Source organism: Exiguobacterium sp. s36 (assembly GCF_018618345.1).
GTDB lineage: Bacteria > Bacillota > Bacilli > Exiguobacteriales > Exiguobacteriaceae > Exiguobacterium > Exiguobacterium chiriqhucha.
Window position 1 is genome coordinate 133,236 of record NZ_JACSLW010000001.1, and the last position, 15,721, is coordinate 148,956.

16 protein-coding genes are annotated in these 15,721 nt (G+C 55.0%); 2 read left to right on the forward strand and 14 right to left on the reverse strand.

Going from position 1 to position 15,721, the window contains the following annotated elements; translation table 11 throughout:
• Positions 1-3: 3 nt before the first annotated feature.
• The 6 genes from KNP95_RS00695 to KNP95_RS00720 form a co-directional block, all read right to left on the reverse strand.
• Positions 4-726, reverse strand: coding sequence for an amino acid ABC transporter ATP-binding protein (locus KNP95_RS00695; RefSeq protein ID WP_029595286.1), 723 nt, complete (start codon positions 724-726; stop codon positions 4-6).
• Entirely contained in the window at positions 723-1,382 is a 660-nt protein-coding gene (locus tag KNP95_RS00700; RefSeq protein WP_021067679.1) for an amino acid ABC transporter permease, read from the reverse strand. The genes KNP95_RS00695 and KNP95_RS00700 overlap by 4 nt, the downstream gene beginning before the upstream one ends.
• Before the next feature lie 56 nt (positions 1,383-1,438).
• Positions 1,439-2,227, reverse strand: a complete 789-nt coding sequence (locus KNP95_RS00705; protein WP_029595285.1) for a transporter substrate-binding domain-containing protein — start codon at positions 2,225-2,227, stop codon at positions 1,439-1,441.
• A gap of 183 nt (positions 2,228-2,410) precedes the next feature.
• Entirely contained in the window at positions 2,411-2,752 is a 342-nt protein-coding gene (locus KNP95_RS00710) for a DUF952 domain-containing protein (protein WP_021067681.1), read from the reverse strand.
• Between the two features lie 55 nt (positions 2,753-2,807).
• Positions 2,808-3,236: a BrxA/BrxB family bacilliredoxin gene (locus KNP95_RS00715; protein WP_021067682.1), complete on the reverse strand. Its 429-nt coding sequence runs from the start codon at positions 3,234-3,236 to the stop codon at positions 2,808-2,810.
• 34 nt (positions 3,237-3,270) lie between these two features.
• Positions 3,271-4,455: a class I SAM-dependent methyltransferase gene (locus KNP95_RS00720; RefSeq protein ID WP_029595284.1), complete on the reverse strand. Its 1,185-nt coding sequence runs from the start codon at positions 4,453-4,455 to the stop codon at positions 3,271-3,273.
• Between the two features lie 99 nt (positions 4,456-4,554).
• Between KNP95_RS00720 and KNP95_RS00725 the strand changes: the two genes are divergently transcribed.
• Positions 4,555-5,331, forward strand: a complete 777-nt coding sequence (locus KNP95_RS00725; protein ID WP_021067684.1) for a sporulation protein — start codon at positions 4,555-4,557, stop codon at positions 5,329-5,331.
• An 81-nt stretch (positions 5,332-5,412) separates the two neighbouring features.
• On the opposite strand, the gene KNP95_RS00730 is transcribed toward KNP95_RS00725, so the two are convergent.
• From KNP95_RS00730 to KNP95_RS00765, 8 genes are all read right to left on the reverse strand, one after another.
• Complete coding sequence (locus tag KNP95_RS00730) at positions 5,413-6,735, reverse strand: dihydrolipoamide acetyltransferase family protein (protein ID WP_214835149.1); 1,323 nt, start codon at positions 6,733-6,735, stop codon at positions 5,413-5,415.
• A gap of 11 nt (positions 6,736-6,746) precedes the next feature.
• On the reverse strand, positions 6,747-7,724 hold the full coding sequence (locus tag KNP95_RS00735) for an alpha-ketoacid dehydrogenase subunit beta (protein WP_021067686.1): 978 nt from the start codon (positions 7,722-7,724) through the stop codon (positions 6,747-6,749).
• Positions 7,724-8,722 carry a thiamine pyrophosphate-dependent dehydrogenase E1 component subunit alpha gene (locus tag KNP95_RS00740; RefSeq protein WP_214720401.1) on the reverse strand — a complete coding sequence of 333 codons (999 nt, stop codon included), beginning with the start codon at positions 8,720-8,722 and terminating at the stop codon, positions 7,724-7,726. Before KNP95_RS00740 ends, KNP95_RS00735 begins: the two co-directional genes overlap by 1 nt.
• A 21-nt stretch (positions 8,723-8,743) precedes the next feature.
• Positions 8,744-10,153, reverse strand: a complete 1,410-nt coding sequence (gene lpdA, locus KNP95_RS00745; RefSeq protein WP_058763878.1) for a dihydrolipoyl dehydrogenase — start codon at positions 10,151-10,153, stop codon at positions 8,744-8,746.
• The gene (gene buk / locus KNP95_RS00750; RefSeq protein WP_214835150.1) at positions 10,137-11,228 is read right to left on the reverse strand and encodes a butyrate kinase; all 1,092 of its coding nucleotides are present in this window, start codon (positions 11,226-11,228) and stop codon (positions 10,137-10,139) included. The genes lpdA and buk overlap by 17 nt, the downstream gene beginning before the upstream one ends.
• Position 11,229: 1 nt before the next feature.
• Positions 11,230-12,351, reverse strand: a complete 1,122-nt coding sequence (locus KNP95_RS00755) for a Glu/Leu/Phe/Val family dehydrogenase (protein WP_214835151.1) — start codon at positions 12,349-12,351, stop codon at positions 11,230-11,232.
• Positions 12,352-12,371: 20 nt separating this feature from the next.
• Positions 12,372-13,268 (reverse strand): phosphate butyryltransferase, encoded by an 897-nt coding sequence (gene yqiS, locus KNP95_RS00760; RefSeq protein ID WP_214835152.1) that lies wholly within the window; start codon positions 13,266-13,268, stop codon positions 12,372-12,374.
• A 122-nt stretch (positions 13,269-13,390) separates the two neighbouring features.
• Positions 13,391-15,028 (reverse strand): sigma-54-dependent Fis family transcriptional regulator, encoded by a 1,638-nt coding sequence (locus tag KNP95_RS00765; protein ID WP_021067692.1) that lies wholly within the window; start codon positions 15,026-15,028, stop codon positions 13,391-13,393.
• A 131-nt stretch (positions 15,029-15,159) separates the two neighbouring features.
• On the opposite strand from KNP95_RS00765, the gene KNP95_RS00770 reads away from it, so the two are divergent.
• Positions 15,160-15,408, forward strand: coding sequence for a DUF2627 family protein (locus KNP95_RS00770; RefSeq protein ID WP_021067693.1), 249 nt, complete (start codon positions 15,160-15,162; stop codon positions 15,406-15,408).
• The last annotated feature ends 313 nt before the right edge of the window (positions 15,409-15,721 follow it).

Below are 15,721 nucleotides of genomic sequence, written 5' to 3' on the forward strand. Positions count from 1 at the left end.
CAGTTATAAGACTTTTTCTAAGAAGCGTTTTGCGCGGTCGGTTTGCGGGTTGAGAAGCAAGTCGGCCGGTTTGCCTTCCTCCATCAAGATGCCTTCGTCGAGGAAGAGGACACGGTCCGCCACTTCACGGGCAAAGCCCATCTCGTGCGTGACGACGACCATCGTCATCCCAGACTCGGCGAGCCCTTTCATGACATCGAGCACTTCGTTGACCATCTCTGGGTCGAGCGCTGACGTCGGCTCATCGAACAACATGACGTTCGGCTCCATGGCGAGCGCCCGGGCGATCGCGACACGTTGTTTTTGTCCACCCGACAGTTGACTCGGATAGGCGTCGATTTTCTCGGACAATCCGACCCGTTCGAGAAGCTTTTTCGCCCGTTCGATCGCCTCGGCCTTGCTCACTTTCAAGACGTTGATCGGCGCGTATATCAAATTGTCGAGCACGCTCATATGCGGGAACAAGTTGAACTGTTGGAACACCATCCCGATATTTTGGCGTGCTTTCGAGACGTTCGCCCCTTTTTTCGTGAGCTCATAGCCGGCGACGCTGACCGTTCCAGACGTCGGCACCTCGAGCATGTTCAAGCAACGGAGGAACGTCGATTTCCCCGAACCGGACGGACCGATGACGGCGACGACTTCCCCTTTCTCAATCGATGTCGTAATGCCTTTGAGGACCTCGAGGTCACCAAATTGTTTGTATAAATCGTTTACTTGTATCATCTGCCATCACTCTTTCTAAGCCGTTTTTCTAGACGTTGACCAAGATACGTCAACACCATCACTATTGTAAAGTATATCACACCGGCAAACAGGAGCGGTTCAAAGTAGATCGCCTTTTGCCCACCGACGATTTGCGCCCGGCGCATGATGTCGAGCACACCGACCGTCGAGACGAGCGCCGATTCTTTCGTGAGCGTGATCATCTCGTTGACGAGGGCCGGCAAGATGTTTTTGAACGCCTGCGGCAAGATGATTGACCGCAGTTGTTTGACGTACGGGACGCCGAGGGCATCCGACGCTTCCCACTGGCCTTTATCGACCGCTTGAATCCCGGCCCGAATGATTTCCGAGATATACGCCGCCGAGTTGAGTGAGAAGGCGATGACGGCCGATTGGTATGGCGTCGTGATATATCCGGTCAATTGCGGCAATCCGAAGTGGATGATTGCGAGTTGCAAGATGAGCGGGGTTCCGCGGAACACGGCCGTATAGGCGTGCCCGATGAAGTTGACGAGACGGTTTGGGACGATTTTGAATGTGGCGACGACGACGCCAAGCGTAATCCCGAACAAGGCCGAGACGAGCACGACTTGGAACATGACGGGAATCCCTTCGAGAATATACGGGATAGAATCATAAATCCGACTAAAATCCATTGTGAGTTCCTCCTAAAAAAGGCTGACTGATGCTTTCAGTCAGCCTTCTACAATCTTTATTCAGCTGGTGCAGCTTCTTGTTCGAACCATTTTTGAGCCAACTTCTCGATTTCTCCTGAATCGATCATCTTGTTCAACTCTTCATTGAACTGATCACGGAGCTCGTCGTCCTTACGGAAGGCAGCGGCTGAACCGGCCTCTTCCTCGTCGACGATTTCAAACGTCGTGAGTTCACTGTCTTGATCGAGATATTTCTTCGCGACCGTGTCCTCGATGACCATCGCATCGATGCGGCCGGTCTTGATTTCTTGAATAATCTCTGGAATCTTGTTCAAGGCGACGATTTCAGCACCCGGGATTTGCTCTTTGGCAATCCCTTCTTGAATCGATCCGAGTTGGACCCCGACTTGTTTCCCGTCCAAGTCCTCAAGCGACTGGATGGCATCCCCTTTTGACAAAATCAAGTTCTTCGCCGTGAAGTAGATGTCTGAGAAATCGGCGTTCTCTTTCCGTTCTTCTGTCGGTGTCATACCCGCCATGACGAAATCGACACGACCGGCGTTGAGCGCCCCGAGCAGGCTCCCGAAGTCCATGTCTTCAATTTTCAATTCGTAGCCCATGTTCTCGGCCACTTGCTTGGCGATATCGATATCGAATCCGACAATCTCATCCCCGTTCGCCGTATCGACGAATTCATATGGGAAGTAGTCCGCACTCGTCCCCATGACGATGACTTTGTCATCTTCATCGGTCGATGTCGAACCTCCTTCGTTCACGTCTGCCCCACAGGCTACAGTAAAAGCGGCTAGGCTTGCGATACATAATGCTAGAAAACCTTTTTTCATGTTCATCGTCCCTTTCTTCAATAGGATGAAATTATCAGAACTTTAACAAAATTATGACATATATGTGAATGTTGCTCAACTGTTCTCTGACTCATCATATGTCCGACTTGTTCTTCAACCACTATATACACATAATTATTACTTGTAAAGTATATTCATGCATAAAATCTAAAAAAAATACGGTCACATTCGCTCGTAAGCAAAATAAGTGACCGTACCATTGTCCCGAGAGCCGTAGGGCTGCACTCGTTTGACCGAAGCGATGGGAATGGCGCTATACACGTGGGGATAGCGTTCCCCGTCCTCGTCAAACTCATAGTGGAGCAGGCTGCCGAGACGTCCGACATGGAACGAGACGAGCACGACTCGCTCCCCATGATAATGTCGACGCACGAATTTCCCGATCTGTTGCGGGGTGCAACAACGAATGTACCCTTCCGTTTGGAGGGTCGGCTCGTTGATCTCGCCGCGCGACAAAGCAATCGTATATTCGGCCTCGCTCATGATTTTGACGACTGGTTCCATCTCATCGATCCCTTCTTAAGGAAAAGCGCAAAGGCAATGCCTCTGCGCTCACTTCTTAGGCGTAGTAAATATCGAACAACGTCTGTAACTGCTCGACGAGCTCTTCGGCCGTTGATGACTCGATTGTGCTCCGTTCGACCATCGTGACGATATTGCCGTCTTCTAACAGCGCGATCGATGGTGACGACGGGGCGTAACCTTCGAAGTATTCACGGGCGCGGTCAGTCGCTTCACGGTCTTGACCCGCGAACACAGTCACGAACTGGTCCGGTTTGACGCCTTCCATCTTATTCACGTACGCTGCTGCCGGACGAGCGATGCCACCGGCACAGCCACATACCGAGTTGACGAGCACGAGCGTTTTGCCTTCTTTCGTTAACGCCGCGTCGACTTCTTCCGGTGTCGTGAGTTCTGTGTAACCTGCAGAGCGTACCTCATTGCGAGCTTGTTCGACTACATCTTGAAAGTATAATTGAAAATCCATATTGTTTCCCCTTTCGACTTGCGTCTGTTCTTTCTTATTTTACGTCTAGTGGATCGGTTAGGACAAGTCTATCGCTCAATTGTCCTTCGAGGAACGGTGTCGCGTTCAACAGCGTCTTGAAGGCCACATAGCGGGCCCGCGCTTCAGCGGTCGCTTCCCGGTTCGTCAAATAGGCCCGGATGAGGATGTTCTTCGGCGTGTGCTCCATATCGATGAACTCGAGGAGTTGCGCCTCATAGCCGACGAGTCCAAGTAATTCGGCCCGAATCGAATCGGTGGCGAGCGCCGCGAACCGTTCTTTGATGAGTCCATGCTGCAACATGACGTCAAGGCTCGGTGCCTCAAGTTGACGGTTCAATTCTTTTTGACAACACGGCACGCTCAAGATGACTTTCGCCCCCCAACGCACGGCCCGAGCGAGCGCCATATCCGTTGCGACGTCGCACGCATGAAGTGTGACGACCATATCGACCGCCGTCTCCCCTTCGAACTCATTGATGTCACCGACGAGGAACTCGAGACGTTCATACCCGAGGTCGCGCGCAATCCCGGCACATTCCTCGATGACTTCTTTCTTCAAATCGAGCCCGGTGATATGGACGTCATAGCCTTTCATCTCATGCAAGAAGTGATAGAGGGCGAACGTCAAATACGACTTCCCGGAGCCGAAATCGAGAATCCGGATGGTCCGGTCGGTCGGTAAATGTTTGATCGAGTCTTCGATAAATTCGAGGAAGCGGTTGATTTGCTTGAACTTGTCATACTTTTGGCGTTTCACTTTCCCATCCTCGGACTGGACGCCGAGTCGGATGAGGAACGGTACCGGCTCATCGAGCGGCAACAGGTACTGCTTCTCGCGGTTATGACTCAGCTTCACTTGTTTGACGGCCGTCTCGCGCTCCTTGAACGTCACTTTGAACTTTTTAGACAGTTGAAAGTGGAACTCGGACGCCTTCAACTGGAACTGTCCTTGGCGGAACGTCTCGAGCAATTCATCGAGTTCGATGACCGCCTCGTCCGGTGTGAGATTTTTATGTTTCATTACCCGTTCAAATTGGTATTCGAATTGTATATGGTACTCGCCTTTCAACAGGACCGGCTTCAATTTGACCCGGCGTAAATCGTTCGACTTTTGACGCGGTTGACTTATTGTCGCTGTGACGAGCTCGTTCTGGCGAATCACATCAGCCAGCCGTTCGGTTAATGCTGTATATTCCACTGCGTTCATCCTTTTTTCAATAGTTTCGAAACTTTTGTTCACGTGTATTCGTACATACTATTACACGAACACGTGCAAACGTCAAAGGAGGATCATTGTATGTTTAAAAAGTTATTATCATCGATTGGAATCGGCGCCGCTACGGTGGATACGCGACTCGAAGAGAGTGCCTGTGTGCCAGGCGGGACACTGAATGGTGTCGTCCATATCAAGGGAGGCAGCACCGAGCAATCGGTCGACCGGATTTACATCTTCTTCAACACGCTCTATAAGCATGAGGTGAACGACAAGACGACGTATTCGACGTTCACGATCGAGAAGATTTTGTTGAACGAAGCGCCGTTCATGATCGGTCCCGAAGAAGTGAAGGAAATCCCGTTCACAATTGACGTGCCGTTCAACACGCCGATTTCGGTCAGCCAATCGAAATCGTGGATCGAGACCGGTCTCGATATCGCCCAGGCCGTCGACCCGAAAGACGAGGACTCGATTCTCGTCAAACCGAACCAGGCCCAACAAGTCGTCCTCGACGTGCTCGACGACATCGGCTTCCGCTTGAAGAAGGCCGATACGGAGATGCTTCCGGCCCGGCATCGTTCCGGCCGTCTCCCGATTGCCCAAGAGCTCGAATACTCGCCGAACGGGACGAGCTACGGACGTAAACTCGATGAGCTCGAAGTCGTCATGCTCCAAACAGAATCGTCGTTAGACTTATTGATTCAAGTCGACAAGAGCGTCCACAATCTCGGCAGCCTGTTCGCCGACTTGACCGGGACCGACGAATCGACACACCGCCTCAGCTACACGAACGCCGAGCTCACTTCGCCCGAACGCATCCGCCGCGATATCGAAGCGTTGATTGAACGTTCCATCTGAACCATGTTGCCACGGACAATTCCGTGGCTGTTTTATTTTCCATATGAAAAATCCTGCCTTCGACTGAAGGCAGGACGTGAATCAATAGAGCGTATACGTGTCTGGGTCGATCGATTCGAGCGACTGCTTGATCGCCTGCAAGAACTGACCGGCGACGAGACCGTCGAGGACACGGTGGTCGACCGACATGCACAAGTTGACCATGTCACGCGCCGCGAACATCCCATTCACCCAAACCGGACGTTTCACGATTGACTCGACCGACAGGATGGCCGCTTGTGGATAGTTCAAGATCGGTGCCGATTGAATCGAACCGAACGCACCCGTGTTGTTGATCGTGAACGTGCCGCCACGCATCTCGTCCGCTTTCAAACGGTTGCCGCGGGCACGGGCCGCCACGTCTTGAAGGGCGACAGCAAGCCCTTTGATGTTCTTCTCGTCCGCATGCTTGATGACCGGGACGTAGAGGGCGTCGTTCGCCGCGACGGCGACCGACAGATGGATATCCTGATGGACTTTGATGTGATCGCCTGCCCATTCCGAGTTCATCATCGGATGCTTCTTGAGCGCCTCGATCGCCGCCTTCATGAAGAACGGCATGAACGTCAGTTTGACACCTTCCCGTTTGAAGAACTCGTCTTTCAACTTGGCCCGGGCCGTGACGAGGTTCGTCACATCGACCTCGATCATGAGCCACGCATGCGGGGCCTCATGTTTCGAGCGGACCATGTTGTTGGCAATCGCTTGACGGACACCTGCCGTCGGAATGAGTTCGACTCGGTCCGACGACCCGTCGGTTGCCGGCACAGATGGTGATACGGAAGGTGCCGCGGCCGTCTCAGGTACGTCGAGCTTCGTTTGTGTCATCGTCTCTTGGACCGGCACTTGCGTCGCCGCTTCCGGCTTGACCGGACGGCCTTCCGATAAGTAGCGGAGGACATCTTTGCGCGTGATGCGACCACCGAGGCCACTGCCGTCGAGTTCGTTCAAGTCAATCGCGTTCTCATTGGCGAGTCGGATGACGGCCGGCGAGAAACGACCGTTATTATTCTGTTTTCGTGGCGCGGCCGACGCTACAGTGACCGCTTGCTTCGTCTCGACCGGGGCCGCTCCGACTTGTGCCGGTTCTGCTACCACTTCTGCTTTCGCTGGCGCCGAATCGGCACCTTCGACTTCCATGACGAGGACCGGTGTGCCGACGGCGACCGTGTCGCCTTCACTGATTAAAATCTGTTTCACGACACCGGCACTCGTCGCCGGAATCTCAGCGGTTACTTTATCGGTCATGACCTCGGCGAGCGGCTCATACTCCTCGACGCGGTCACCTGGTTTGACGAGAAACGTTGTGATCGTCCCCTCGGTCACACTTTCCCCGAGCTGTGGCATTTTAATTGTCTGTTCCATATGACCCCTCCTTAAAAGGCGGCGAGCTGACGTGCCCGCTCCGCGATTTTTTCAGGGGATACGATGAAGAACTTCTCCATCGGTGGTGCATACGGCATCGACGGAACGTCCGGTCCCGCCAGACGCTCGATCGGCGCATCGAGTTCGAACAGCGCTTTCTCCGCGATGATGGCCGCGACTTCCCCGATGATGCTGCCTTCCTTATTGTCCTCGGTGACGAGGAGCACTTTCCCGGTCTTCTTGACGGCTTCGACGATCCCTTCTTGGTCGAGCGGATAGATCGTGCGCAAATCGAGGATGTGCGTGCTGATGCCTTCGGCTTCGAGCGTCTTCGCCGCTTCCTGGGCCATGTGGACGCACAGACCGTACGTGATGATTGTGATGTCGTCACCTTCCCGCTTGACGGCGGCCTTGCCGATTTCGACCGTATAGTCGTCGGTCGGAAGGTCGGCTTTCAAGAGGCGGTACGCCCGTTTATGTTCGAAGAAGAGGACCGGGTCGTTCGAGCGGATGGCTGCCTTGAGCAACCCTTTCGCATCGACCGGGTCAGATGGGATGACGACTTTGAGTCCAGGCGTCGAGTTGAACATCGCCTCGACCGATTGGGAGTGATAGAGTGCGCCATGAATCCCGCCGCCGAACGGTGCACGGATGACCATCGGGCACGTCCAATCGTTATTTGAACGGTAGCGGATTTTTGCCGCTTCGGAGACGATTTGGTTGACCGCTGGCATGATGAAGTCGGCGAATTGCATTTCGGCGATTGGACGCATGCCATACATGGCCGCCCCAATCCCGACACCTGCGATTGCGCTCTCGGCGAGCGGCGCATCGATGACGCGGTCCTCGCCGTACTTCTCAATCAAGCCTTGCGTCGCGCGGAATACACCGCCTCGGACGCCGACATCTTCCCCGAGCACGAAGACGTTCTCATCGCGATCCATTTCTTCATGGATCGCTTCATTGATCGCTTCAATAAACGTTTTCATCACATTTCCCCCTCGTACACATGGTCCATCGTCGATTCAGAAGACGCATATGGTGCCTTATCGGCGTAAGCAGTCGCCTCATTGACTTCACGATCGACGTTCGCCTCGATCTCTGCGAGTTCTTCCTCGGTCATGACGCCATCTTCAATCAAACGCTTCCGGAACAATTGATTCCCGTCACGATTCTTAAGGTCGGCCAACTCTTCGACCGAGCGATACGCTTTGTCATCGTCATCCGACGAGTGCGGTACGAGACGTTCGACTTCGGCTTCGATGAGCGTCGGGCCTTCGCCGCGAAGGGCGCGGGCGCGGGCTTCTTTCACGGCGACATAAACGGCAATCGGATCTGTCCCATCGACCGTGACGCCTGGCATCCCGTAACCTTTGGCGCGGTCCGATACGCGCTCGCAAGCGAGTTGCTTCGAGAGCGGTACCGAGATGGCGTATTTGTTGTTCTCACAGAACAAAATCACAGGCAACTTATGCACGCCCGCGAAGTTCGCACCTTCGTGGAAGTCACCTTGGTTCGACGAGCCTTCTCCGAACGAGACGAACGTGACGAGCTCTTCTTTTTTTAGTTTGGCGGCGAGCGCCACACCGACCGCATGCGGCACTTGTGTCGTCACCGGAGACGAGCCCGTCACGATGCGATGCTGTTTCGAACCGAAATGGCCCGGCATTTGACGGCCGCCTGAGTTTGGGTCTTCCGCCTTGGCGAACGCCGACAACATTAAATCGCGAGCCGTCTGTCCGAAGTGGAGGACAACGGCGACATCGCGGTAATACGGAAGAATATAGTCCGTCCCTTTTTCGAGCGCGAACGCCGCCCCGACTTGGGCCGCCTCTTGTCCTTGACACGAGACGACGAACGGGATTTTTCCGGCACGGTTCAATTTCCACATGCGCTCATCGATTTTACGGGCACGGACCATCGTCTCGTACATCGCACCGAGGTCTTGTTTCGTCAATCCTAGTTCCTCATATGAATTCACAGTCATCTGTTCCATTCTGTTTCCTCCTTAGGCGTGAATCGGTAATCCGTCAACGGCTAGTGCCGCTTCTTGGAACGCTTCGCTCAGCGCCGGGTGAGGATGGACGAGTTGGCCCATTTCCCATGCCGTGGCGTTCAAGACGAGAGCGAGTCCGCCTTCTGTGATTAATTCCGTCGCTTTCGGCCCGACGATGTGTACACCGAGCAGGTCGTCCGTCGTCTTGTCCGACACGAGTTTGACGAATCCATCCGCTTGCCCTTCGATACGGGCCTTGCCGAGGCCGTTGAAACGATACGTGCCCGTTTTGACTTCATGCCCCGCTGCTTTGGCACCTTCTTCGGTCATGCCGACCGATGCGACTTCCGGGACCCCATAGACACAACGCGGGATCAAGGCGTAGTCGAGCGGAGTCGGCTCGTGACCGAGAATCGTCTCGACCGCCTTCACACCTTCCGCCGAGGCGACATGGGCGAGTTGAAGTTTGCCGATGCAGTCTCCGATGGCGAAGATGTGACGTTCTTTCGTCCGATACTGTTCATCGACTTGGATGACACCGTTCTCGACGACAATCGATGTGTTCTGTAACCCGAGATGTTCCGTATTGGCGACCCGTCCGACCGAGACGAGTACACACTCGACCGAGATCGTCTCTTCGCCGACCGCGAGCGAGACGGCATCGGTTGCTACTTCTGTACGCTCCGGGTCGACGGTGACGTTCTTCAACACACGGACGCCCCGTTTTTTCAGGAGTCGCTCGACTTCCCGTGACACCGCCTTGTCTTCGAGCGGCAACAGACGCTCCCCGACTTCAATCAGCGTGACCGCGACATCAAGGTCGATGAGCATCGAGGCCCATTCGACACCGATGACCCCACCGCCGACGATGGCGATGGATTCTGGCAACTGTTCGAACTGGAGCAGGTCATCCGAGTTCAAGATGCGTGTATGGTCAAACGGCAGCCCTGGCAGTTCGCGGGGAATCGACCCTGTCGCGATGATGAGCTGGTTCGGCAAGATGAGCTCGGACTCACCGGATTCGTCTTCAACCGCGACCGTTCCCGGCTGCGGCGAGAAGATGCTCGGTCCCAAAATCGATGCCTTTCCGCGAAACACCTCGATTTTACCTTGCTTCATCAAGTGCTCAATACCTTTTTCTAGTCCCGCGACCAAGTCGCGTTTGAACGACTGGGCCCGCTCCATGTTGAACGAAACGGATCCCGTCTCAACACCGTACGTGCTCCCGTGTTTTGCCGTCTGATAGACGTGGGCCGCTTTCAACAACGCCTTCGTCGGGATGCAGCCTTTATGTAGACATGTCCCGCCGAGTTTCTCGGCCTCCACGATTGCGACAGTTTTCCCGGCTTGGGCCGCCTTGATGGCTGCGACATATCCGCCAGGACCGCCGCCGATGACGACGATCTCAAATTCTCGTGCCATGTGTATCCCCCTCATATTCTCGAACTGCTTCTTCATGTCGGATGGCCCGGAGTGCGCCTTCGGCGAGTGCCTTCAGCTCATCTTCGCCCGGATAGATGTGGACCGGCGCCAAATAGCCGACGCGCGCACTGATTTGCTCGGTCAGCCAAGTCGAATAGGCGATGCCACCCGTCAACAGAATCGCGTCGACGTCGCCGCGTAGGGTGGCGCCATGTTTGGCGATTTCCTGGGCGACGCGGTATGCCATCGTCTCGTAAAGAAGAGCGGCCTGTTCATCGCCATCTGCCATGCGCTGTTCGATCTCGATCGCGTCGAACGTTCCGAGGTGGGCAAAAAGCCCGCCTCGTCCGACGATTTTCTGTTTCATTTCCGACTCTTTATACCTGGTACTATAACATAGTTCTACTACCTGTCCAACAGGAATCGAGCCTGCCCGTTCCGGTGCGAGCGGCCCGTCGCCGTCGAGTCCGTTGTTCACATCGATTACGGCGCCTTTGGCGTGAGCGCCGACTGTGATACCTCCTCCGAGGTGGGCGATAATCAAGTTGAGCTGTTTGTAATCGCTTCCATTTTCGACTGCGAAACGTTTTGCGACCGCCTTTTGATTCAAGGCGTGAAAGATGCTGCGACGATTGATTTCCGGCATTCCCGTCGCACGCGCGAGCGGGCCGAGCTCATCGACGACGACTGGATCGACGATGAAATTCGGTACCTGAAATAATTCACCGAGTTTATAAGCGAGTAGTCCACCCAAGTTCGAGGCATGCATCCCGAAACGACCGCTCGCTAAATCCTCACGCATGAGCGGATTGACGGCGTACGTCCCCGATGTCATCGGGGCCAGTAATCCCCCGCGACCGACGATTGCGGACAAGTCCTCGCCCGCAATGCCCGTTTCGGCCAATAAGTCCCGCACTTCACGTTCTCGATGCGGGAGTTGCTCCGGAAGTGACAATCCTGTGACGTCGGCCTCGTGACGGACGGTACGAGATAAAATCTCGTCCGCTCCGTCAAACAAGCCGACCTTCGTCGAAGTCGACCCCGGGTTGATGGCGAGAATGAGCTGTCGTGTCATCTCAGCGCCCACCGAGTAAGCTCTTTTCGACTTTCAAGAACTGGCTGCGCGAACGCGACATCATCTGAATCCGCTCCTCTGCCATCTTCTCGGCAGCGACATGCGTCGGTACCCCGTCGCGCTCGGCGATCTCGAAGACGCGCTGCATGTTGTCATAGATGAGTTCGACTTTCTTCATCGCCCGCTCACGGTTATAGCCTTCGAGCTCGTCGGCCACGTTGATGACACCGCCCGCGTTGATGACGAAGTCCGGCGCATACAGAATGCCGCGCTCCTCGAGCACGTCCCCGTGACGATCCTCAGCGAGCTGGTTGTTGGCCGCACCGGCGACGATTTGAGCCTTGAGTAGCGGGATCGTCTTGTCATTGATGATCGCACCGAGCGCACACGGGGCGAAGATGTCACAATCGACCGCATAAATCTCGTCTGGTTTGACGACCGTCGCGCCGAAGTCCGTCTCCGCGCGTTTGAGCGCCTCTTCGTTGATGTCGGTGACGACCAAGTGGGCCCCTTCTTCATGTAAGTGACGGCACAAGTTGTAAGCGACGTTGCCGACCCCTTGGACAGCGACTGTCTTGCCAGCGAGCGAATCCGAACCGAACTTCCATTTCGCTGCCGCCTTCATGCCGCGATACACGCCATACGCCGTCACCGGTGATGGGTTGCCGCTCGATCCGAACGCCGGGCTGACGCCAGTCACGAAATCCGTTTCCATGTGGATGAAGTCCATATCGGCGACCGACGTATTGACGTCCTCGGCCGTGATGTAGCGCCCGCTGAGCGATTGCACGTAACGGCCGAATGCACGGAACAACGCCTCTGATTTGTCCGTCTTCGCATTGCCGATGATGACGGCCTTCCCGCCACCAAGGTTGAGTCCCGCCGCCGCGTTTTTGTACGTCATCCCTTTTGCGAGACGAAGGACGTCCGTGAGCGCTTCTTCTTCCGAAGCATAGTTCCACATCCGTAGCCCCCCGAGAGCCGGCCCGAGTGTCGTGTCATGAATGGCGATAATCGCCTTCAGTCCTGACGCCTGGTCTTGGCAAAAGACGATTTGCTCATAGTCCTCGGCCTGCAAGACGTCGAAAATTCGAAAGCGTGGTTCCATGTTTGTTTCCATCATTGATGATTCCTCCATAAAATTTATTTTTTAGCGTGCAAGAGCGCGAATGCGAGTGAGTACAGTTTGGCCTCGGCCGTATCGGCCCGGCTCGTCAAAACGACCGGTGCGGCTGCGCCGACGACGATCGCCGCCACGCTCGCTCCGGCAAAGTACATTATCGACTTATAAAGGACGTTGCCGACCTCTATGTATGGGACGAGCAATAGGTCGGCTTGTCCGGCGACCTCACTCTCGATGCCTTTTTGTTTGGCCGCGATCATGTCGACGGCGTTATCGAGCGCAAGCGGTCCGTCGACAACACATCCTTTGATTTGGCCGCGACGGTTCATTTGGGCGAGCAGCGCCGCGTCTGTCGTGGCGGCCATCTGTGGATTGACCACTTCGACGGCGGCGATGGCAGCGACACGCGGTAGCTCGTACCCGATGTCTGTCATCGCATCGACCGCATTGGCGATGATGTCCACTTTCTCTTCGAGCGTGGGCACGATATGGATGGCCGCGTCGGTCACACCGATTAGTCGTTCCCGGTTCGGGATTTGAAATAAGGCGATATGGCTGAGCGTCCGGTTCGTCCGGAGTCCTGCCTCGCGGCTGAGCACAGCTTTCATGAACGTCGACGTCGCGACCATTCCTTTCATGAGCACATCCGCTTCTCCTGTCTTGACCGCGAGCGTCGCCCGTTTGGCAATCTCTTTATCGCCTTTGACGTGGATAATATCGACCGCGTGATCTTCGATGCCGTGCTCGTCGCATAATCGTTTAATCTCCCGGGCATCTCCAATCAATTTAAATCGAGATAGACCGTGATCGGTCGCGAGTTTGACGGCGCGAATGACCTCCACATCGGCGGCCCCGGCAATCGAGACGGTGCGCCCGTCCAACTGCTTCGCTTTTTCGAGCATCCGTTCAAAATTCATGCATGTCCCCCCTTGCCTGTCTTCATCTACTAAAAAGCAATTTTGTTTCCACTTTTGAAAGCGCTTTAATAGGTCGTAGACTCTGCACTTTTTTGCGTGGTGTGAAAAAAAATGCAGGTAATTTATTGCATACGTTCAAGTTTATTATACAGCGTCCGAATCGAAATGTGTAATCGCCGGGCGGCCTCTGACTTGTTGCCGTCCGCCTCCTCGATGGCCCGTTCAATCAAATCACGCTCATAGCGCGACACGGCATCCTGTAACGACAGCGCGTCGGTCGGTCGGGCCGATGCGACACGCGGTGACAGCTGTAGGTGGTGCGGCGCGATCCACTGCTCGGAACTCGCCATATAGATGATCGCCCGCCCGAGGACATTCTCGAGCTCTCGGACGTTGCCTTTCCAATACTGATTCTTCAACAGCTCGGTCGCCTCGCGGTTCACCCCACGCACGCTGCGGCCGTACTCTTGGTTCAGCTTGCGGACGATGCGTTCGCAGAGTGGCTCGATTTCTTCGAGCCGGTCCCGGAGCGGCGGGATGTGGATCGGCATCCGGTTGATCCGGTAATATAAGTCTTCACGGAACGTGCCGTCCGCCACTTTTTGTTCAAGGTCGGCGTTCGTCGCCGCGATGATGCGGACGTCGACCGGAATCGCATTCGTACCCCCGACCCGCACGATTTCATGCTCCTGCAGGACACGGAGTAGTTTGACTTGGACATCGACCGGCAGTTCGCCGATTTCATCTAAGAAGAGTGAGCCGCCATCGGCCTCTTCGAAATAGCCGACCTTCCCACCACGTTTCGCCCCACTGAAGGCGCCGTCCTCGTAGCCGAACAACTCACTCTCGAGGAGCGTCGGGGAGATGGCCGCGCAATTGACGCGGACGAATTTCTTGTATTTGCGCGGGGACTCACCGTGGATGGCGTGGGCGAACAGTTCCTTGCCCGTCCCCGACTCCCCGCGAATAAGGACGGTGACCGGCGTGACCGCGGCGAGGCGGGCCTGTTCGATGACGAAGCGCATCGCGTCGCTCGACGCGATGATGTCGGCGAACTGGTATTTCGCCTCGAGGTTGCGGATGCGTGTCTTCGCTTCTTGCAGCTCGTCACGGAGCGCTCGGATTTGAGACACGTCCCGGATGACACCGACCGACCCGCGCAACTTCCCTTCGACGATAATCGGTTCGGCATTGACGAGAATGTCGCGCCGCGTCGCCCCGATTTGCATCCGGATATCGCGGACTCCTTGCCCGGTCGACAGCACTTTCAAGTGGACACTCTCCTGCATGCCGATGTCGGCCGTCGCCGGCTTGTCGACGACGTCTTCTTTCTTGAATCCCGTCAGTCGCGTATAGGACGGGTTGATTAAAATCGTGTTCCCGTTGTGATCGGCGACCGAGATGGCCTCGCTCGTACAGTCGATAATCGCCTCGAGCATCTGTTGATTTTGCTTCAGCCGTTCGACGACGATGCGGATGAACTCGCCGGGCAAGACGACCGCGTCGGCGAAATGTCCTTTCAATTCATCGAACGTCTCGGAGCGGCCCGTCGTCTCGATCACGAAATCGAGACGCTTGTCGGCACATGCCCGCCAATCCTCCGCCGTCATAATCCCCTGGTTCCGCGCGAGTTGCATCCCTTCGGCCGTCTGTTCCGGGTCGATGACGGCGACGACGGTGACGAGCGGCGAGTCGAGCAACATTTTCAGCACTTCGGTCCCGCCTTTTCCCGCACCGACAATCATCAATCGTTTATTCATTCTGAAATCCCCCAATTTTACCGTTCTGCATTCATGCTACTGAACCTGAACTGATTTCGCAACCTCACAAAAAAGGCCGTGTCGAGCTATGTATTTTCTGGTAAACTTATGAGTGTTAAGGAGGAGATCCTATGCGCATCATCGCACTGTTGATCTTAATCATCCCTGGCCTCTTCGGTGTCTATGGCATCAAGTTACTTCGCGACAGTTTCTTCCTCAAGACGAGCGTCCCGTTCTCTTGGATCGAGTCGGTGGCAGCCGCCTCGATGTTACAAGGAACGTTTGGACTGTTGATTGCGATGGGCGGGATCGGTTTCGTGGCAGGTTATATCTTCAATCGTGACAAGAAAACAGGCAAAGTCCCACGAATAGATTCTTGAACACAAAAAAAGGTTCCCTAACTTGACTTCATTTCAAGTGCGGAACCTTTTTATTCGTATTGAATTGTGATCACTACGGATGATCTCCTCTCCTACTTGCTACAATCTTGTGACATGAGGGTCCAATGGTCTTCTTAATGAAGAAGTTTGAAAGAAATTAGTAACTGCCGTCTTGCGTGAACGGAAACGTACCCATTCGAGTTACTAACGATTATTCATCGGGTCATGTCGAACCATCCATCGTGAAGTCGAACGCTTGCCATAAACTGTTCAACGGTTGACAACACTCCTTTTGGTCAACTGAACGATTCGT